The 18,536-nt window shown below is 71.3% G+C and carries 18 protein-coding genes and 1 riboswitch; of the genes, 7 read left to right on the forward strand and 11 right to left on the reverse strand.

The features are described 5' to 3' along the window. Positions 1-13: 13 nt before the first annotated feature. The gene (locus I3F54_RS22195) at positions 14-712 is read left to right on the forward strand and encodes an N-acetylmuramoyl-L-alanine amidase (RefSeq protein WP_240120596.1); all 699 of its coding nucleotides are present in this window, start codon (positions 14-16) and stop codon (positions 710-712) included. 436 nt (positions 713-1,148) lie between these two features. On the opposite strand, the gene I3F54_RS22200 is transcribed toward I3F54_RS22195, so the two are convergent. The 3 genes from I3F54_RS22200 to I3F54_RS22210 form a co-directional block, all read right to left on the reverse strand. After that, positions 1,149-2,312 (reverse strand): cysteine desulfurase family protein, encoded by a 1,164-nt coding sequence (locus tag I3F54_RS22200; RefSeq protein ID WP_240120597.1) that lies wholly within the window; start codon positions 2,310-2,312, stop codon positions 1,149-1,151. Positions 2,313-2,403: 91 nt separating this feature from the next. Continuing rightward, a complete protein-coding gene (locus I3F54_RS22205) occupies positions 2,404-2,670 on the reverse strand; it encodes a DUF4190 domain-containing protein (RefSeq protein WP_240120598.1) in 267 nt (88 codons plus the stop codon). 34 nt (positions 2,671-2,704) lie between these two features. Then, the gene (locus tag I3F54_RS22210) at positions 2,705-2,872 is read right to left on the reverse strand and encodes a hypothetical protein (RefSeq protein WP_240120599.1); all 168 of its coding nucleotides are present in this window, start codon (positions 2,870-2,872) and stop codon (positions 2,705-2,707) included. A 122-nt stretch (positions 2,873-2,994) separates the two neighbouring features. Between I3F54_RS22210 and I3F54_RS22215 the strand changes: the two genes are divergently transcribed. Further along, positions 2,995-3,621 carry a TetR family transcriptional regulator gene (locus tag I3F54_RS22215; protein ID WP_240120600.1) on the forward strand — a complete coding sequence of 209 codons (627 nt, stop codon included), beginning with the start codon at positions 2,995-2,997 and terminating at the stop codon, positions 3,619-3,621. Positions 3,622-4,366: 745 nt separating this feature from the next. Here the strand turns inward: I3F54_RS22215 and I3F54_RS22220 are convergent. Further along, positions 4,367-5,227: a thioesterase family protein gene (locus I3F54_RS22220; RefSeq protein ID WP_240120601.1), complete on the reverse strand. Its 861-nt coding sequence runs from the start codon at positions 5,225-5,227 to the stop codon at positions 4,367-4,369. Between the two features lie 142 nt (positions 5,228-5,369). On the opposite strand from I3F54_RS22220, the gene I3F54_RS22225 reads away from it, so the two are divergent. Continuing rightward, positions 5,370-6,560, forward strand: coding sequence for an esterase family protein (locus I3F54_RS22225; protein ID WP_240120602.1), 1,191 nt, complete (start codon positions 5,370-5,372; stop codon positions 6,558-6,560). Here the strand turns inward: I3F54_RS22225 and I3F54_RS22230 are convergent. From I3F54_RS22230 to I3F54_RS22255, 6 genes are all read right to left on the reverse strand, one after another. Next, a complete protein-coding gene (locus tag I3F54_RS22230) occupies positions 6,505-7,161 on the reverse strand; it encodes a trimeric intracellular cation channel family protein (protein WP_240120603.1) in 657 nt (218 codons plus the stop codon). The two genes, I3F54_RS22225 and I3F54_RS22230, sit on opposite strands and share 56 nt — an antisense overlap. 63 nt (positions 7,162-7,224) lie before the next feature. Beyond that, complete coding sequence (locus tag I3F54_RS22235) at positions 7,225-8,556, reverse strand: ABC transporter ATP-binding protein (protein ID WP_240120604.1); 1,332 nt, start codon at positions 8,554-8,556, stop codon at positions 7,225-7,227. Continuing rightward, positions 8,553-9,647 carry an ABC transporter ATP-binding protein gene (locus tag I3F54_RS22240; RefSeq protein WP_240120605.1) on the reverse strand — a complete coding sequence of 365 codons (1,095 nt, stop codon included), beginning with the start codon at positions 9,645-9,647 and terminating at the stop codon, positions 8,553-8,555. Before I3F54_RS22240 ends, I3F54_RS22235 begins: the two co-directional genes overlap by 4 nt. Continuing rightward, the gene (locus tag I3F54_RS22245; RefSeq protein WP_240120606.1) at positions 9,644-10,651 is read right to left on the reverse strand and encodes an ABC transporter permease; all 1,008 of its coding nucleotides are present in this window, start codon (positions 10,649-10,651) and stop codon (positions 9,644-9,646) included. Before I3F54_RS22245 ends, I3F54_RS22240 begins: the two co-directional genes overlap by 4 nt. A 69-nt stretch (positions 10,652-10,720) precedes the next feature. Then, a complete protein-coding gene (locus tag I3F54_RS22250; protein WP_240120607.1) occupies positions 10,721-12,493 on the reverse strand; it encodes an ABC transporter substrate-binding protein in 1,773 nt (590 codons plus the stop codon). A 37-nt stretch (positions 12,494-12,530) separates the two neighbouring features. After that, on the reverse strand, positions 12,531-13,529 hold the full coding sequence (locus I3F54_RS22255; protein WP_240120608.1) for an ABC transporter permease: 999 nt from the start codon (positions 13,527-13,529) through the stop codon (positions 12,531-12,533). Between the two features lie 361 nt (positions 13,530-13,890). Here I3F54_RS22255 and I3F54_RS22260 point away from each other — a divergent pair, with 361 nt between their 5' ends. After that, on the forward strand, positions 13,891-14,682 hold the full coding sequence (locus tag I3F54_RS22260; RefSeq protein WP_240120609.1) for an enhanced serine sensitivity protein SseB: 792 nt from the start codon (positions 13,891-13,893) through the stop codon (positions 14,680-14,682). 127 nt (positions 14,683-14,809) lie between these two features. Next, positions 14,810-15,565, forward strand: coding sequence for an enhanced serine sensitivity protein SseB C-terminal domain-containing protein (locus I3F54_RS22265; RefSeq protein ID WP_240120613.1), 756 nt, complete (start codon positions 14,810-14,812; stop codon positions 15,563-15,565). Between the two features lie 140 nt (positions 15,566-15,705). Here I3F54_RS22265 and I3F54_RS22270 read toward each other — a convergent pair whose 3' ends face one another. Beyond that, the gene (locus I3F54_RS22270) at positions 15,706-16,404 is read right to left on the reverse strand and encodes an AAA family ATPase (RefSeq protein ID WP_240120610.1); all 699 of its coding nucleotides are present in this window, start codon (positions 16,402-16,404) and stop codon (positions 15,706-15,708) included. 171 nt (positions 16,405-16,575) lie between these two features. After that, positions 16,576-16,668: riboswitch (glycine riboswitch) on the forward strand. 153 nt (positions 16,669-16,821) lie between these two features. Between I3F54_RS22270 and gcvT the strand changes: the two genes are divergently transcribed. Together gcvT and gcvH are read left to right on the forward strand one after the other, a co-directional pair. Beyond that, complete coding sequence (gcvT, locus tag I3F54_RS22275) at positions 16,822-17,949, forward strand: glycine cleavage system aminomethyltransferase GcvT (protein ID WP_240120611.1); 1,128 nt, start codon at positions 16,822-16,824, stop codon at positions 17,947-17,949. A gap of 108 nt (positions 17,950-18,057) precedes the next feature. Beyond that, the gene (gcvH, locus tag I3F54_RS22280) at positions 18,058-18,435 is read left to right on the forward strand and encodes a glycine cleavage system protein GcvH (protein ID WP_240120612.1); all 378 of its coding nucleotides are present in this window, start codon (positions 18,058-18,060) and stop codon (positions 18,433-18,435) included. The last annotated feature ends 101 nt before the right edge of the window (positions 18,436-18,536 follow it).

The raw sequence follows: 18,536 nt of genomic DNA on the forward strand, positions 1-18,536 counted from the left end.
CGTTGTCGATCACATGGGGGACACGAGGAGCGACGGGGACCGGCGGATCGGGCGGCGCACCCTGCTCGTCGGCGGCGCGGCCGCGGCGGTGGGTTCGGCGGTGCTGGCCCGTGCGGAGCTGGCCCGGCTGTGGTGGCGGCTGCCCGGGGTGGAGAGACCGCGGGTGGCGGGCGCGGTCGACTTCCCGGGCGCGCGGTGGGTGTCGGCGTCGCCGGCGAACTTCCGGCGGGCGGACCGGCCGGACGACTACGCGGTCGACCGGGTCGTCGTCCATGTCACCCAGGGCAGCCGGGACGGCGCGGTGAAGGCCTTCCGGGATCCCGCGCACGGGGCGGCGGCCCATTACATCGTCGGGCAGGACGGCGGCGTCACGCAGCTGGTCCGTGAGCTGGACGTGGCCTTCCACGCGGGCAACCGGGGGTACAACGAGCGCAGCGTCGGCATCGAGCACGAGGGCTTCGTGGACCGGCCGCAGGACTTCACGGACGCGATGTACGCGGCCTCGGCCCGGCTGGCGGCGGCGGTCTGCCTGCGGTACGGCATACCCGTGGACCGCGAGCACGTCGTCGGGCACGTGGAGGTGCCCGGGACCGACCACACCGACCCGGGACCGCACTGGGACTGGGAGCGGTATCTGGGGCTCGTGCGCCGTGCGAGAACAGCCGCGGAGAACGAGGGAAGAAATCCTGCTCCCTCCCCTTCCGCCCGATAGCAAACGGTTTACCCTGGAGATAGACCTACGAGATGAGTGAGGGAGTCCGACCGGAGTAGCCGACGTGGGCGTGAAACCTCGGTTTCCGCCGATGCCGACGTCGACGGTAGGGCTGAGAGGCCGGAAGGCCTGCCGGCCGAGAGACCGGCCGACCGGAAGGCGACCCCCAGCCACCTGATCCGGACCATGCCGGCGAAGGGAACCCGTCTCGTAGGTCGCCTCGTGTCCGGGCCCGCGGCCGGACGGCTCCCCCTCCAGGTGGCCGTCGGCCCGCCCGCGCCCCGGCCCACTTGCACCTGCCCCCGGGGGAAGGCGGATCCGGGTCTGTCACCGACCCGGCCGGCTCCCGGACCCCGACCGGTCCCCCCGGTCTCGCACGGACTTCCCGTCAGGCGCCCGGCCTCGCCCGAAATCCGGTCGCGCGGAACCGGGGGCCTCAGCTGAGTCCGGCCACCCGGGCCCGCTCCACCGCGGGGCCGATGGCCTCGGCGACCGCGTCGACGTCGGCCCGCGTGGAGGTGTGGCCCAGGGAGAAGCGCAGGGTGCCGCGGGCCAGGTCCGGATCGGTGCCGGTGGCCAGCAGGACGTGGCTGGGCTGGGCGACGCCCGCGGTACAGGCCGAGCCGGTGGAGCACTCGATGCCCTGGGCGTCCAGCAGGAGCAGCAGGGAGTCGCCCTCGCAGCCGGGGAAGGTGAAGTGGGCGTTGGCCGGGAGGCGGTCCACCGGATCCCCGCCCAGGATCGCGTCCGGGACGGCCGCCGTGACCGCGTCGACGAGGGCGTCGCGCAGACCGCCGATCTCCCGCGCGAACCACGCGCGCCGTTCGGCGGCGAGCCGTCCGGCGACGGCGAACGAGGCGATGGCGGGCACGTCGAGGGTGCCGGAGCGCACGTGCCGCTCCTGCCCGCCGCCGTGCAGCACGGGCACGGGCTCGTACGCGCGGCCCAGGACGAGCGCGCCGATGCCGTACGGTCCGCCGACCTTGTGGCCGGAGACGGTCATCGCGGCGAGCCCGGAGTCGGCGAAGCCGACCGGGACCTGGCCGAAGGCCTGGACCGCGTCGGCGTGCAGCGGGACGCCGAACTCGGCGGCGGCGTCGGCCAGTTCACGGACCGGCGTGAGGGTGCCGATCTCGTTGTTCGCCCACATCACGGTGGCCAGGGCGACGTCGCCGGGACTGCGGGCGATCGCCTCACGCAGAGCCTCGGGGTGGACCCGGCCGTGGACGTCGACGGGGAGGTACTCGACGGTGGCACCCTCGTGCTCGCCGAGCCAGTGGACGGCGTCCAGGACGGCGTGGTGCTCGACGGGGCTGGCGAGGACCCTGGTGCGGGCCGGGTCGGCGTCGCGGCGGGACCAGTACAGGCCCTTGACGGCGAGGTTGTCCGCCTCGGTGCCGCCGGAGGTGAAGACCACCTCGCTGGGGCGGGCGCCGAGCGCTTCCGCGAGGGTCTCGCGGGCCTCCTCCACGGTGCGCCGCGCACGGCGTCCCGCCGCGTGCAGGGAGGACGCGTTGCCGGTGATGCCGAGTTGGGCGGTGAGCGCCTCGACCGCCTCGGGGAGCATCGGCGTGGTCGCGGCGTGGTCGAGGTAAGCCATGGTGAGGCCGATTCTACGGGGCCGGATTCCGGCGGCCCGCAGGGGAAGTCGGCCATACGCCCCGGAGGGCCCCGGTGGCGCCGCGCCCGGGTCAGAAACTCCAGGACACGGTGTGGTCCACCTGCATGAAGGCGAGCAGGACGACCAGGTCGGCGACACCGAGGGCGAGGCCCAGGTAGGCGCGGCCCGGGCGGGACGTTCCGCGCCACAGGGCCACGGCGGCCAGCACGATGGCGACCGGGCCGAGGAAGAGGTTGAGGACGAGGAGGCCCAGCAGGCCCAGGATGAAGGACGCGACGGCCATGCCGTCGGTGTCGCGGGTACCGGTGCGGTGTGTGGCCGGTGCGGTGAGTTGCATGGCGGGTCAGCTCCCGGTCGGACGTAGGGGCGGATCAGTGGACGGACGGGCCGTGGTGGCGGGCATGGTGCTCGCGGAGTGCGAAGATGCCCAGCCAGGCGGCGATGACGGCGGCCGCGACGAGCGTGAAGGCCAGCGGTGCGTGGGCCACGGTGCCCATCACGACCCCGAGCAGCAGGAGTGCGGCGACGAGGAACAGCATGGGACGGAATCCCCCTCCGTGAAGTTTCGGTGAACGACTGTGATTACACTTGTTCACTGACTTCTGAGTCTAGCGCGTCGCACGGCTTCCCAATTCCAGAGAACAGTTGTTAACTGTATGGCATGAGTCACACCGTCGGCATCCGGCAGGCACAGAAGCAGAAGACCCGTCAGGCGCTCCTGGACGCGGCCCTGCACCTGCTGGAGGAGCAGAGCCTGAGCAGCCTGGGTCTGCGCGAGGTCACCCGCGCCGTCGGCGTCGCGCCCACGGCCTTCTACCGCCACTTCCCGTCCACCGCGGATCTGGGAGTGGCCCTGGTCGAGGAAGCGCTGGGCAGCCTGCACCCGATGATCCGGACAACGGTGTCCACGGCGGGCGACAGCCGGCAGCGCATCGACCGCGCCGTCGAACTGATCGCCCGCCACGTGGCCGCCCACCCCGCACACGTCCGCTTCATCGCCCGCGAGCGGCACGGCGGCGTGCAGCCGGTCCGGGAGGCGATCCAGGGCCAACTGGCGCGGTTCGCCGAAGAGGTGAGGGCCGAGCTGGCCAAGGACCCGGTCGCCGGCGGCTGGAGCGACGACGACCTGCTGATGCTCGCCCACCTCTACGTCGACCAGATGCTCAGCACCGCCTCCCTGTTCCTGGAGACGCTCGACGCGCCGGAGGAGGAGCGGGCGCGGGTCGCCGACCTGGCGCGCCGCCAGCTGCGCCTCATCAGCATCGGCCGCCGGCACTGGCACGACTGAGCCCCCGAAGACGCCGCGGGGCGGCGCACCCTCACCGGGTGCGCCGCCCCGCCGTACCGGACCCGGGATCCCCGGATCAGCCCTGCTGCCCGGCCTGTTCACCGTTCCGGCCCGGCGCCTCGGGGCCCGGCCCGCCGCAGCCGCCGCCCTTGGGACCACCGCGACCGGGACCGCCCTGGCGCCCCTCGGGCGCCCCGCTCGGCGCATCCGACGGCCTGACACCACCCGGACCCGCCTCGGGGGCACCCGAGGCACCCGGCAACGGGGCGCCGCCCGGCCGCCGGGAGGGCATGCCGCTGGGCGCCGGCCGGGCCGTGCCCGGGGAGCCGCACGCCGACGGCCGGCGGGCTCCCCCCTCCTCGGACGAGGAGGACGCCGAGTCGCCCGGACCGCAGGCTGCCAGGGCGAGGGGCGACAGCACCAGCAGGGCCACCGCGGGAAGGAGACGGACACGCTGCATGAGAATCAGCTCCACGGAAGGTGAGGAAGTCCTGAGGAGCGCACTCAACCAACGGCACCTGGGCCCCTGTTGGGCCCCACCTGTCCCCCGCCTGTGCGCGGCGCGGGGGCACCGCCCCCACCAGGGGCGTCACGGCCGCACCCGCCCGCCGCCTGGTACGGGTTCGTGACAGAAGCCGCCCGCGCACCCACCGGAGGCGGCAGGAGCGCCGCCCCACGGGCCGCACGGGACACGAGCGCCCGCGGGCCCACCGGCGGCCGGCGGCGCGGCCGGGCCGCGGTCCGCTCAGCCGAGCCGGACCCGTGCCAGCTGCCGGGACTGCGCCACCAGCCGGTCGGCGCTGTCCCAGACCTCGGCGTCCTCCTCCAGGAAGCCACCGGCGAGGTTGCGGGTGGCGATCGACACCCGCAGCGGGCCTGGGGCCGGGCGGCAGCGGACGTGGACGGTCAGCTCGACCGTGGGCACCCACCCCGACAGACCGAGCTCGAAAGCGGTGGGCGGCAGGGCGTCCACGGCGAGCAGGAGAGAGAGCGGGTCGGCGTCCCGTCCGTCGGCCAGCCCGAACCAGGCCCGCATCTCACCCCGGCCGGACGGCTGCCCGAGGGCCCAGCCGAGGGTCGTCGGGTCGAGCTTGAGCATCAGGCGCTCGGTGATGGCGGAACTTCCGGGGACCGGCGCCGGACCGTCCCCGGGGCCGAAGCACTGCTCCATGGGCGGGATCGCCGGCGGCCGCGCCGAGGTGCGGACGTCGTCGGGCAGGGCGTCCAGGTCGCCGTAGGAGGCCAGGACGCGGATCCGCTCGACCTCGGTGCCGTCCTCGTCGTGCTGGAAGAGGGAGGCCTGACCGGTGGAGAGGCCGCGGCCGCTGCGCACGACGTCCGTGCGGACCACCGCCGGGCCCGGCTGGGAGGCGGTGAGGTAGTGCGCGGAGACGGTGAAGGGGTCGGTGTGCGGCAGGGCGTCCGCCAGGGCCCGGCCCAGGACGGCCAGCAGATAGCCGCCGTTGACGGCGCTGATGATCGTCCAGCCGGCCGAGAGGTCGATGTCGTAGACGCCGGGCTCCCGGCGGGTGACCGCGGTGTCCCGGTCGAACTCACTGTCGCCGATCACGGCCCGGTCGGCTGCGGCGGAGGCTGCTTCTGGCATGCCCGAACCGTACAACGAAAAATTACTAAGCGGTAGCTTTCAATGGTCCACCGCCACCGCGCCGGTGAATCCTCGGCAATTGGTTGGTAAGTGTCCGTACTCGTCCGTCAACCTTCGGCCCACGCTTTCCCTCTCTAGGGGCATGAGCCTCACCGGGACTCCCTTCCTCACCACGCTGATCGCGCTGGCCGTCGTCGCCCTCGCCCTGCCCCTGGGACTCTGGTCGCGCCTGCGCGGGCCGCGGCTGCTGCGTGCCGCGGCCCGCGTGCTGATGCTGCTGTTCGCCCAGGGCACGGCCATCGCCCTGGTCTTCGTACTGGTGAACAACGACAACAACCTGTACGACGACTGGGGCGACCTGCTCGGCACGGGCGACCACGTGCGGCAGGCGGCGGACCTGGGCGTGAACGGCACCGGGGGCATCCCCGTGGAGCAGCTGCCGTCGGTGCGGCAGAGGTTCGAGCCGGCCTCCGGTCCCGGCATGCACGCGGCCGGCGGCGTCCGCGTCACCCAGCTCCGGGGACGGGTCTCGGGCGTCGACGCGGAGGTCTACGTCTGGCTGCCGCCGCAGTACGACGAACCCGCCTACCGCCACCGCAGGTTCCCGGTCGTCGAACTGCTGCCGGGCTACCCCGGCTCGGCGAAGGCCTGGTTCGGCTCGCTGCACGCGCACGAGCAGCTGCTGCCGCTGATGCGGTCCGGCAGGGTCGCGCCGTTCATCCTGGTCGCGCCGCGCACCAACCTGCTGTCCGGCCGGGACACCGGCTGCGCGAACACCACCGGCACGGTGAACGCCGACAGCTGGCTCAGCATCGACGTGCCGAAGATGGTCGCGGACAACTTCCGGGCCGCGCCGGGGCCGTCGGGCTGGTCGCTCGCCGGCTACTCGGCGGGAGCCCACTGCGCGGTCAGGCTGGCCGTCGCGCACCCCGACCGCTACCGCGCGGCCGTGAGCATGTCCGGTTACAACGACCCCATCGGTGAACGTCGCTCCGTCACCGCGCAGAGCCCGGCGCGGCGGGCCGCCAACAATCCCTGCCTCCTGCTGAGGAAGGCGGCCGTGCCACCTCGGATCGCGCTGTACCTGTCCGGGCAGCCGGGGGACGGGTACGAGGCCGCCGTCGCCCTGAGGAGGATCGCGAAGCCCCCCACCGACGTGCACGTGGTCTTTCTGCCGCGCTCCGCAGGCGGCCACACGCTGGCGCTGTGGCGACCGCAGGTGGTGCCGGCCTTCCGGTGGCTCACCAGGAAACAGGACCCGCACGGCACGCGCCGGTCTACTCCTCCCGCACCGTCGAACGGCGGTTCCACGCCCGTGGGGCACGCCAGTTGAACCGCATCGCGAGCAGCCGCAGCACGAACGCCGTGACCGCGGCGAGCCCACTGGTCAGCGGGGTCAGCACGTCGTAGCGGATGCACAGCGCCACCATGGTGGCGCCGACGATGGCGGGCACCGCGTACAGGTCACGGTCCCAGCGCAGCAGCGACGGCACCTCGTTGGCGAGCACGTCGCGCAGCACACCGCCGCCGACCGCCGTCGCCAGGCCGAGCGCCGCCGACTGGGGGAGGCCGAGCCCGTAGTCGTACGCCTTGGTGGTGCCCGCGACGCAGAACAGGCCGAGGCCCGCCGCGTCGAAGACGTTCACCCCGACCTGGATCCGCTCCACCTGGGGATGCAGGAAGATCACCAGCAGGGCCGCGAGCAGCGGCGTGCTGAAGTACCCCAGGTCCGTGAAAGCGGCCGGGGGGACGGCGCCGATGACCAGGTCGCGGAACAGCCCGCCGCCCAGCGCGGTGGCCTCGGCGAGTGTGGCGATGCCGAAGACGTCGAAGTTCTTGCGGACGGCCAGCAGCGCGCCGGAGATGGCGAAGACGAAGATGCCGACCAGGTCGAGCGTGTGCTGGACGGAGGGGCTGAACAGTTGCTGGTACACCCGAACATTCTCGCCTGACGACAAACCCCCGCCTTACAAAGCAAGGCGGGGGCTCGGGTGAAGCTACTTCTTCTCGGAAGCGTCCTCGGCGTCCCCGGAGGTAGCGGCCTCGTCGGTGGTACCGGCCTCATCGGAGGAAGCGGTCACCTTCGCGGGGGCGTCCGCCGCGGCGCCGGCGTCGCCCTCCGTGTCCTGCGAACCGCCGGCCCGCTCCTCCGACCCGGCCCCCTCGGCCGCGGTCACCTCGGCCGAGGGCTCCTCCGGCGCGGCCTCGTCGGCCTCGTCGGTCACCGGCTCGGACGCCTTCTCCGACGCGGTCAGCAGGACGGCGTCCTGCGGCTGCCGGTCCTCGATGTTCTCCGGGTGGTGGCAGGCGACCTGCTGACCCGCCCGCAGCTCGATCAGCGGCGGCTCGGTCGTCCTGCAGACCTCCGTGGCCTTCCAGCACCGGGTGTGGAAGCGGCAGCCGCTGGGCGGGGAGAGCGGCGAGGGCACGTCGCCCTTGAGCAGGATGCGCTCGTTCCTTCCGCCTTTGCGCTTCGGGTCCGGGACCGGCACGGCGGAGAGCAGCGCCTTGGTGTACGGGTGCGTCGGCGAGCGGTACAACTGGTCGCGGTCGGCCAGCTCCACGATCTTGCCGAGGTACATCACCGCGATCCGGTCCGAGACGTGCCGGACGACCGACAGGTCGTGCGCGATGATCACGTACGTGAGGCCGAGCTCCTCCTGGAGGTCGTCGAGGAGGTTGATGACCTGCGCCTGGATCGACACGTCCAGGGCGGACACCGGCTCGTCGGCCACGACCAGCTTCGGGTTCAGCGCGAGCGCGCGAGCGATGCCGATGCGCTGGCGCTGACCGCCGGAGAACTCGTGCGGGTAGCGGTTGTAGTGCTCGGGGCTCAGGCCGACCAGTTCCAGCAGCCGCTGGACTTCCTTCTTCACCCCGCCCTCGGGCTCGACCCCCTGGAGGCGGAAGGGTGCGGAGACGATCGAGCCGATGGTGTGCCGGGGGTTCAGGGAGCCGTACGGGTCCTGGAAGATCATCTGGATGTCCCGCCGCAGCGGGCGCATCCCCGCCGTGTTCAGCCGGGTGATGTCCTGACCCCCGAAGTGGATCGTGCCGCCGGTCGGGTCCTGGAGCCGTGTGATGACCCGGCCCATGGTGGACTTGCCGCAGCCCGACTCGCCGACCACGCCCAGGGTCTCGCCCCTGCGCACCTCGAAGCCGATGCCGTCGACGGCCTTGACCGAGGCGACCTGCCGCTTGAGCAGGCCCTTGCGGATCGGGAAGTGCTTGACCAGACCCTCGACCTTGAGCAGCACCTCCCGCTCCCCGGGCGCCGACGCCTGCGCCGGAACCGTGACCGCCGGGTCCGTCTTCTTCGTCTCACTCACAGCTTCGGCGCAATCTCTTCGGTCCAGATCCGCGTACGGTCCTCGGGCGAGAGGTGGCACGCGGACCAGTGCCCGGTGCCGACCTGCTGGAGTTCCGGGCGGACGGTACGGGTGACGTTGTCCTCGGGGACGTCCGCGTACGGGCATCGGGGGTGGAACGCGCAGCCCGAGGGCACGTTGATCAGGCTCGGCGGCTGGCCCTTGACCGGGACCAGCCGGTCGGTGGTGTCGCGGTCGATGCGCGGCATCGAGCCGAGCAGGCCCCAGGTGTACGGGTGCTGCGGACGCTCGAAGACGTCGTCGACCGTGCCGCGCTCCACGCACCGGCCGCCGTACATCACCAGCACGTCGTCGGCGATCTCGGCGACGACGCCGAGATCGTGGGTGATGATGACGACGGCGGAGCCGAACTCCTTCTGCAGGTCCCGGATCAGGTCGAGGATCTGCGCCTGGACGGTCACGTCGAGAGCGGTCGTCGGCTCGTCGGCGATGAGCAGCTCGGGGTTGTTGACGAGCGCCATGGCGATCATCGCGCGCTGGCGCATGCCGCCCGAGAACTCGTGCGGGTAGGCGTCGACGCGCTTGTGCGGCTCGGGAATGCCGACCCGGTCGAGCATCTCGACGGCCCGGACCCGGGCGGTCTTCCTGCTGACGTCGTGGTGGACGCGGTACGCCTCCACGATCTGGTTGCCGATCGTGTAGTACGGGTGCATCGCGGACAGCGGATCCTGGAAGATCATCGCCATCTCGCGGCCACGCAGCCGGCGGACCTCGTCCGGGTCGGCGGAGACCAGTTCCTTGCCGTCGAGCCAGATCTCGCCGGACATCTGCACGTTCTTGCCGCGGGCGCCGAGCCGGTGCAGGCCCATGATCGCCAGCGAGGTGACCGACTTACCGGAGCCGGACTCGCCCACGATGCTGAGGGTCTTGCCCTTCTCCAGCTGGAAGCTGAGTCCGTCGACGGACTTGACCAGGCCGTCGTCGGTGGGGAAGTGCACCTTCAGGTCACGGACGTCGAGGAAGGCGGTCTCGTCCGGGGAGGCCGTGGCGGGCTCGCCCACGGCGGCGCCGGTCTTGGACAGTTCGGTCACGAGAGCCTCACCCGCGGGTCGGCGGCGGCGTACAACAGGTCCACCAGGAAGTTTGCGAAGACGACGAAGAATGCGGCGAGCAGGGTGACGCCGAGGATCGGGGGCAGGTCGTTGTCCTGGATCGACTTCACCGCGTACTCGCCGATGCCGTGCAGGGAGAACACGGTCTCGGTGATGACGGCGCCGCCGAGCAGCAGGCCGAGGTCCATGCCGAAGACGGTGATGATCGGGGTCAGGACGGACCGCAGTCCGTGCTTCACCACGACCTTCCGCTCGCGCAGGCCCTTGGCGCGGGCCGTGCGGATGTAGTCCTCGCTCATCGTCTCCAGCATCCCGGAGCGGGTGAGCCGGGCGTAGATGGCGGAGTAGAGCAGGGCGAGCGAGCACCACGCCGGGAAGAGGGTGTTCGCCCACTGCGACGGGTTCTCGGTGAACGGCACGTAGGTGCGGCCGAAGATCGGCCACTGGAAGGTGAAGAGCAGCAGCGCCAGCTGGCCCGTGAAGAACATGGGAAGCGAGACGCCGGAGAGCGCGATGCCCATGAACAGCCGGTCGAGGACCGAGCCCGGCTTGAGCGCGGAGATCACACCGGCGGTGACACCGGACACCAGCCACAGCACGGCGGCACCGGCGGCCAGCGAGATGGTGACCGGCAGGCGGGAGGTGAGCTGCGGCCAGACCTCGACGTGGGTCTTGAAGGAGTAGCCGAAGCACGGCGCGTCGCAGTGCACGGTGGTGGGGCCGAGGTCATAGGTGGCGCCGGCCACGATCCCCTTGATGAAATGCCAGAACTGGACGTAGACGGGCTGGTCCAGTCCCAGGTTGCGCTTGACCGCGGCGATGTCGGCCGGCGACGGGTTCTTCCCGATGTACTGCTGGGCGAGCTGGTCGACGGTCTGACCGGCGAGCCTCGGCAGCAGGAAGAAGATGCCGAAGGTGACCGCGGCGACGACCAGCAGCAGGATCACTGCCGCGATCGTCCGGCGGATGATGTACGAGATCACGGGGATCGGCGCTGGTGCCCGCGGGCCGCGAAGCCCGCGGGCACCAATGCCTTCACCTGCCTTCCGGGGCTACTTCTTGGTCGTGCCGATGTTGAGGTAGTCGTACTGACCGCTGAAGGCCGCCGTCGACACCAGGTTGGTGAAGTTCGCCGGGCGGTACAGCAGGACCTTGAAGTAGGTCAGCGGCACGAGGGCCGCCTCGTCCATCGTCTTCTGGTCGATCTGGGCGTAGAGGGCCTCACGCTGTCCCTGGTCCTGGGTGGCGATCGCCTTCTCCAGGTTGGTGTTGATCTCGGCGTTGTCGAGCTGCGAGAGGTTGGTGTTGCCCGACTCGCCGATGGCGTCACCGTGCAGGATCTGCTGCAGGAAGCCGTAGCCGGACGGCCAGTCGGCACCCCACTGCATCATCATCAGACCGATGTTCTGCTGCGCGTCGAACTTCGGCACACCCACGGAGTCGGTGAAGTACTTGCCCGACGGGTACTGCTTCAGGGTGGCGTTGATGCCGACCTTCTTCAGCGAGCTGATGATCGCGGTCGCCGCGTCGATCTCCTGCGGACGGTCGCTGCGCGCCGAGAGGTTGGTGCTGATCGACGTCTTGCCGCAGGCCTTCAGCTGCTCCTTGGCCTTGGCGACGTCGCCCTTGTTGCCGTCGGAGGCGTAGAGGTCCGACTTCTGGTAGCCCGGGATGTCCGGCGGGAGGACCGTGGTGGCGACGTCACCGCGGACCGGGCCGCCCTCGGCGGTCTGCACCGAGACCTTGTCGATCGCGAACTCGACGGCCTTGCGGCAGGCGACGTTGTCGAACGGCGCGAGCTTGGTGTTGATCGCCATGTAGACGAGGCGGCCGCCGTAGGTGTTGTCCGTGTTGGCCTTCAGCGAGGCGTCGTTGACGACCTTCGCCTGCGTCGCGGCCTGGACGCCCGTACCACCGAGGTCGATGGCCTCGCCGGCCATCACGTCCTGGTCGATGGTCTCCGGGTTGACCTTGAGCTTGACGACGATCTTGTCCGGGTACTGCTTGCGCAGCGGGTCGGTCTTCGCGTCCCAGTTGTCGTTGCGGACGAGGACGACCTGCTTGCCCTCCTCGTAGCTCTGGAACTTGTACGAGCCCGAGGACACGATGTGCTTGACGTAGTCGACGCCGGTGTCCTTGGCCTTCGGCACGGGAGCCGTCTGCGGGCTGGCGACCAGGTAGTCGAACTCCTGGAAGGCCCGGTTCAGGTGGAAGACGATCGTGGTGTCGTCCGGCGTCTCGATGGACGACAGGCCCGCGTCGCTCTTGTCCTTGTACGGACCCTTGTACTTGTCGCCGCCGTCGAGGAACTGCTGGAAGTAGTTCGGGCCGAGCGAGAGCACGTCACGGGCGAAGTTGGAACGCTCGACGGCGTACTTGACGTCCTTCGACGTGATCGCCGTGCCGTCCTCGTACTTCAGGCCCGCACGCAGCTTGTACGTCCAGGTCTTGCCGCCGTCGCTGGGCACACCGGCGCTCGCGGCGAGGTCCGGGACCAGCTCGTTGCCCTTCTGGCCCGGACCGGGCTTGAAGGTCATCAGCGGGCGGGCGTAGAGCCGGCTGAGGTTGAACATGTACCCGTAGTAGGTGTTGCCCGGGTCGAAGGAGTCCGGCACGTCCGAGTACTCGTACGTGACCGTGCCTCCCTTCTGGGTGGAGGCGTTGACGACACCCTTGGTCGCTGCGTTGGCCCCAGCAGACTTGCCCGAGTTGTTGTCCTTGTTGTCATCGGCCTTGCTGCAGCCTGAAAGCACCAGGCTGACGGTGCCGATAGCCGCGAGCGCGGCCAGCGCTGACCTTCGCATGATGGTCTGCTTCCCCTCCATTGTCGGAAACTTGATGGGCTCTCGGCGCGGCGGCATGTCAGCGGCTGCGCGGGTCGAGGGCGTCGCGGAGACCGTCGCCGAGCAGGTTGAACGCCAGGACGGTGACGAAGATGGCGAGGCCGGGCACGATCATGAACTGCGGATCGACCTGGTAGAAGTTGACGGCCTCCTTGAGCATGCCGCCCCACGACGCCTGCGGGGGCTGGATGCCGACGCCGAGGAAGCTCAGGCTGGCCTCGAACAGGATGTTCGTCGGGATGAGCAGCGTCGAGTAGACGATGATCGGGCCGACCAGGTTGGGCAGCAGTTCCCGGAAGAGGATGTACGGCCCCCTGGCGCCCATCCCCCGGGAGGCGTCGACGAACTCACGCTCTCGCAGGGCCATGGTCTGGCCGCGGACGATGCGCCCGAGGTACGGCCAGTTGAAGAACCCGATGATGAAGATCAGCACGCTGATGTGGAGCGGCAGGCCCTCCAGGCCGAAGGCGCCGCCCTGGAGCGTCGCGGAGATCGCGATGGCGAACAGCAGCAGCGGGAAGGCGAGGAAGGTGTCCATCAGACGGCTGATGACCGTGTCCACCCGCCCTCCGTAGTAGCCGGCCACCACGCCGAGGACGGTGCCGATCGTGTTGGACAGCAGCGTCGCGCCGAACGCCACGACCAGCGAGACCCAGGACCCCTCGAGAATGCGGGTGGCGATGTCGCGCCCGAACTTCGGCTCCACGCCGAGCGGGTGATCCACGCTCATGCCGCCCAGACTGCCGGTGGGCAGCGAGGTGTTGGGGTCGATGAGGTCCTGGTGGAAGGCGTTCGGGTCAAGACCGAAGAGCGCCTGAAGGGGACGGGAAAGGACCGCGAGAGTGATCAGCACGACCACGACGACGCCACCGGCGACCGCCACGCGGTCCTTCTTGAAGCGGGACCAGGCGATCTGTCCCAGGGAACGGCCCTCGATCTGACCCTTCTCGACACCGCCGGGCACGGTCTCGGGCTGCGCCTCGGGCGCCGACCCGGTGGTCTCGATCGGTGCGGTCACGGTGACCCGACCCCTCTCGCCGGTGGTGACCGGCCTTTGTCCGCCGCTGTGGGCGGCTTCGTTCGCTTACCTGCTGCGCGGTGGGCACGATCGATGCCTCCACCTGTCCAACTCATCCCTTTTCGGCACCTCATGGGCACTCGATCAAAGGATCGACGAGCGTCTTGAGAGGTGAGTCTTCAATGCGGCTGTGATCACGCGCCAGGTCTCACCGCGAAAGTATGCGCAACCGTGACACCTGCCGGGGGGATCCGTTATCCGAACAAGCCCCGTCGCCCTGCGGACGATCGGCGCCCCGGCCCGTCCGCCCGGCCGATAGCCTGGACACCGCGAATGACGGCTCCCACCAGGCGGTAGGCAGATGGACTTTCCGGCGGATCTCCCCGGCGGCTTCCCCGCACCGGCACACCCCCACCCGCACGGCGGGTGGCCGGGCAACGAACTGGAGGAGGTGCTGTCCGCCTCGCTCGGCGTCCCGGAGGCGGGCGGACGGATCATCGAGGTGCTGTGCCGCAGCTTCCTCTGGGTGCCGCTGCCGGGCGGCGGCGGCCCGGACAGCGGTGCGCTGGACCTTCCCGGCACGGAGATCGACGGCCAGGCCTACGTCCCGGTCTTCAGCTCCGAGGAGCAGTTCCGCCAGGTCGCCGGGGCCCACATGGCGTACGCCGTCGCCCCCGCCGTCGAGTTCGCCCGCGGGCTGCCGCCGCAGGTGGGCATCGCGGTGAACCCGGGGGGTGTCGTCGGTGCGCCGCTGCCGCCGCGGGCGGTGGCCGAGCTGTGCCGGGCCGGCCTCACCCCGCTGGACGGCCCCGGGGACGGCGGCAGGGTCCGCCTCTTCGAGCCCGACTGGCAGGACGACCCCGTCGACTTCCTGTCCGCCGCCGCCGCCGAGTTCGAGGCGACCGGCGTCGTCCTGACCGCCCGCCGCTGCCTGGCGGCGATCGAGACGGCCGACCCGGTGGTGTTCGTCGGCGTCGAACTCTCCCGGTGGGAGGAGGAGGTGCGGGCGGCCCCGCTGGACGCCCTCGGCCGGGCCCTGGGCAGGGTCCCGGTCCGGTGGCCGGTCAACCTGATCCTCATGGACGTGGCACAGGACCCGGTGGCGGACTGGATGAGGGAGCAGGTGCGCCCCTTCTATCAGCGTGGACTTTGACCCCCGGGCCCTCCCCGGTCCTCCCAACCCACGGCTTAACCTGATTTCATAGCTCGGCCGAGGGTGTTGAACGAAGGGGCGATACGAAGTGAGCGCTGGCACGGCCGCGACCGGGCAGGTCGAGCACATGCTGCGCCAGGTGACGCCCGGGCGCTACGACGCCTACGAGGCGCTCCTGCGCGCGCTCGCGGCCCCCGGCTCCGGCCAGATCTGGATGCTCCTGTGGCACGGCCAGGCCGGTTCCCCGGACGCCCAGTACGGGAACATGGAGGTCGACGGCCACGGCTACGCCCCCTGCGTCACCTCGGCCCAGGAGCTCTCGGCCAGCGGCTGGAACCGCTCGTACGAGGTGGTCGACGGCCTCGACGTGGCCCGCACCCTCTACCCCGACCACTACGGGCTCTGGCTCAATCCGCACGCCCCGGGCGGTGGCGTGGGCGTCCCCTGGCTCGACCTGCGCCGGATCGCCACGGGCCTGGACCGCCAGCCGGCCGGCCCGCTGCGGCTCACCGAGCCCGGCATCGAGATCCCTCAGTTCTACGCCCTGCTCACGCAGAACGCGCACCGCACCCCCGCGGTCCGCGCCCTGCGCCGCGCCTGGGTGCAGCCCGCGCTCGGTGCGCCGTACCTGGCCGTCGGCCTGGAGGTGTACGACACCTCCCCGCAGGCCGTGGACGCGGTGCGCGCGATGATGCAGCAGTCGGTGGCCGCCGTTCCGGACGGGCTCGCGGTGTCGACGGTGGCGATGTCGGACGAGCACGACCCGGTCGCGATGTGGATGCGGGCGAACGCCCGTCCGTTCTACGACCGCGAGGCCCACGCCGCCGCCCCGGTCCAGGCTCCGGGCGGCGGCTACGGCTATCCCGGCCCGCCCGCCTACTGATTCCTCCCGGCGCCCACCGGCACCGGACGGCCTCCGGCGCCTCGGGCCGACCGACACCCCCCGTCCCGCCCCCGCCCGCCGCCTCCCCTGACACCCGGCGGCCCCGCCCGGGTCGCGCGGGTCCGCGGTGCGGCCCACCGCTACCGCGCGTGCGGCCGGGTGGCCCCTCCCTCCACCGGGAAGGCGATCCTGCGCAACGTGTCGGCCGCGTCGCGGTCGAGCAGGACCGCTGAGCCGCAGCCGGCGGGCAGCTCACCGCGCTCCACGGCCCGGACCAGCCGGGCCGTCGCCCGGCGGTGGCGCAGGAAGGCATAGCGGGACACACCGCGCCCCCGTTCACGCTGACCGGACAGGGCGGCGCCCGGGGTGACGTCGAGGAGCACGAGGTGCAGCGTGCCGCCGCGGCACCGGGCGGCACGCGCCAGCCAGCCGCGGACCCAGGTCTGGGTGCCGCAGTCGTGCACGACCACGCCCCGGCCGGCGCGCACGGCACGGCGCACCGCGGCATAGTGCGCCAGGCGGACCAGCGGGCGGTAGACGGCGTAGGGCAGGAAGCGGGGCATACGGCCGGCCCACCGGTCACGGACGTCCTGCGAGTCGAGGCGGACGCCCTGGACCGCGCGGTTCATCAGCGTGGACTTGCCGCTGCCCGGCAGGCCGGTGATCACGACCAGGTCCCGCGGGCCGAAGAGCAGGGCGTGCGGGCTGCGGCCGGCGCGCTCGCGCAGATCGCGCACGACGGGCTCCGGGCGCGCACCACGCGACTCCACGGCGGCGGGCCGGCGAGGTGCCGGGATGCCCGTGGTGGCCGGGTACGCCGTGGTCCTGTTCACCGTCATCGTCCCTCCCCTGGGTCAGGTGGCCGACCTGCCCACCGAACGTAAAGAGAAGGTAATACCGGATGGCCCGCCGTTGTGTGCGCGTACCGCCACAAGCCGGTTACAGATGCGGCCCTGCCACGATCGGGGCAGGCGTGCAATGATGTCCGCGCCAACTGCATACCGGCCGTTTGAATCCGCGCGGGAGAGTCCCCAGGCCACTGGGGCGCCGAAGGAGCAAGTCCCTCCCTTGAATCTCTCAGGCACCGTTACCGCGCGGGCGAGGCACATCTGAAAAGCGGACCGCTGTGCTCAGCGGTCCCACCCAAGGTGCAAGCCAGGACCGCGCGTGTGGTCATGGCGAACCTCTCAGGTTCCGATGACAGATGGGGAGGAAAACTCCTCGCCTGTCCTGTTTCCCTGGGAGACGACCGTCCGATGAGCAGTACCGATTCCCCTCAGCCCCGCCGTACCGCGCTCGATGCCCTGCATCGCTCGCTCGGTGCGACGATGACCGACTTCGCCGGCTGGGACATGCCGCTGCGCTACGGCTCCGAGCGCGACGAGCACCTGGCCGTGCGCACCCGGGCCGGCCTCTTCGACCTCTCGCACATGGGCGAGATCACCGTCAGCGGGCCGCAGGCCGCCGCCCTGCTGAACCACGCGCTCGTCGGCAACATCGCCGCCGTGGGTGTGGGCCGCGCCCGCTACACCATGATCTGCCAGGCCGACGGCGGCATCCTGGACGACCTGATCGTCTACCGGCTCGCCGAGACCGAGTACATGGTCGTGGCCAACGCCTCCAACGCCCAGGTGGTGCTGGACGCGCTCACCGAGCGCGCGGCCGGCTTCGACGCCGAGGTCCGCGACGACCGGGACGCCTACGCGCTGATCGCGGTGCAGGGACCCGAGTCCCCCGGCATCCTGAAGTCCCTCACCGACGCCGACCTCGACGGCCTGAAGTACTACGCCGGGCTGCCCGGCACCGTCGCCGGCGTCCCGGCCCTGATCGCCCGCACCGGCTACACCGGCGAGGACGGCTTCGAGCTGTTCGTGAAGCCGGAGCACGCCGTGGAGCTGTGGCAGGCGCTGACCAAGGCCGGCGAGGACGCCGGGCTGGTGCCGTGCGGCCTGTCGTGCCGGGACACCCTCCGCCTGGAGGCGGGCATGCCCCTGTACGGGCACGAACTGACCGCCGCGCTCACCCCCTTCGACGCCGGGCTCGGCCGGGTGGTGAAGTTCGAGAAGGAGGGGGACTTCGTCGGGCGTGAGGCCCTGCGGCAGGCCGCCGAGCGCGCCGGGCAGAACCCGCCGCGGGTCCTGGTCGGCCTGGTCGCCGAGGGCCGCCGGGTGCCGCGCGCCGGGTACGCCGTGGTCGCGGGCGGCGAGGTGATCGGCCAGGTCACCTCCGGCGCTCCCTCGCCCACGCTGGGCAAGCCGATCGCCATGGCCTACGTCGACGCCGCGCACGCGGCCCCGGGCACGCCCGGCGTCGGCGTGGACATCCGCGGTGCCCACGAGCCGTACGAGGTCGTGGCGCTGCCGTTCTACAAGCGGCAGAAATGACACCGTCGTAGTCACACGCCCGTGGTGCGGGGCACATCCCCGGTCACGTCGGCCTCTGCGCCCTCCCCCCTTCACCAGCACTTCCCCGCGTACAGGAGAATTCAGGCCATGAGCAACCCCCAGGATTTCCGTTACAGCAAGGAGCACGAGTGGCTGTCGGCCGCCGAGAACGGCGTGGCGACGGTCGGTATCACGGAGCACGCGGCCAACGCGCTCGGCGACGTGGTCTTCGTCCAGCTCCCGGAAGTCGGTGACACCGTGAGCGCGGGCGAGACCTGCGGCGAGCTGGAGTCGACCAAGTCCGTCTCCGACCTGTACTCCCCCGTCGCCGGTGAGGTCACCGAGGTCAACCAGGACGTGGTGGACGACCCGTCGCTGGTGAACTCGGTCCCCTTCGAGGGCGGCTGGCTGTTCAAGGTGCGCGTCACGGACGAGCCGGAGGACCTGCTCTCCGCCGACGAGTACACCGCTTTTTCCGCCGGCTGAGGAAGGAGACCCGATGTCCGTCCTGAACACGTCCCTGCACGAGCTCGACCCCGAGGTCGCCGCGGCCGTCGACGCCGAGCTGGTCCGCCAGCAGTCCACCC

It is taken from the genome of Streptomyces sp. MUM 2J, assembly GCF_022414535.1.
In the GTDB taxonomy this organism is placed as follows: Bacteria; Actinomycetota; Actinomycetes; order Streptomycetales; family Streptomycetaceae; genus Streptomyces.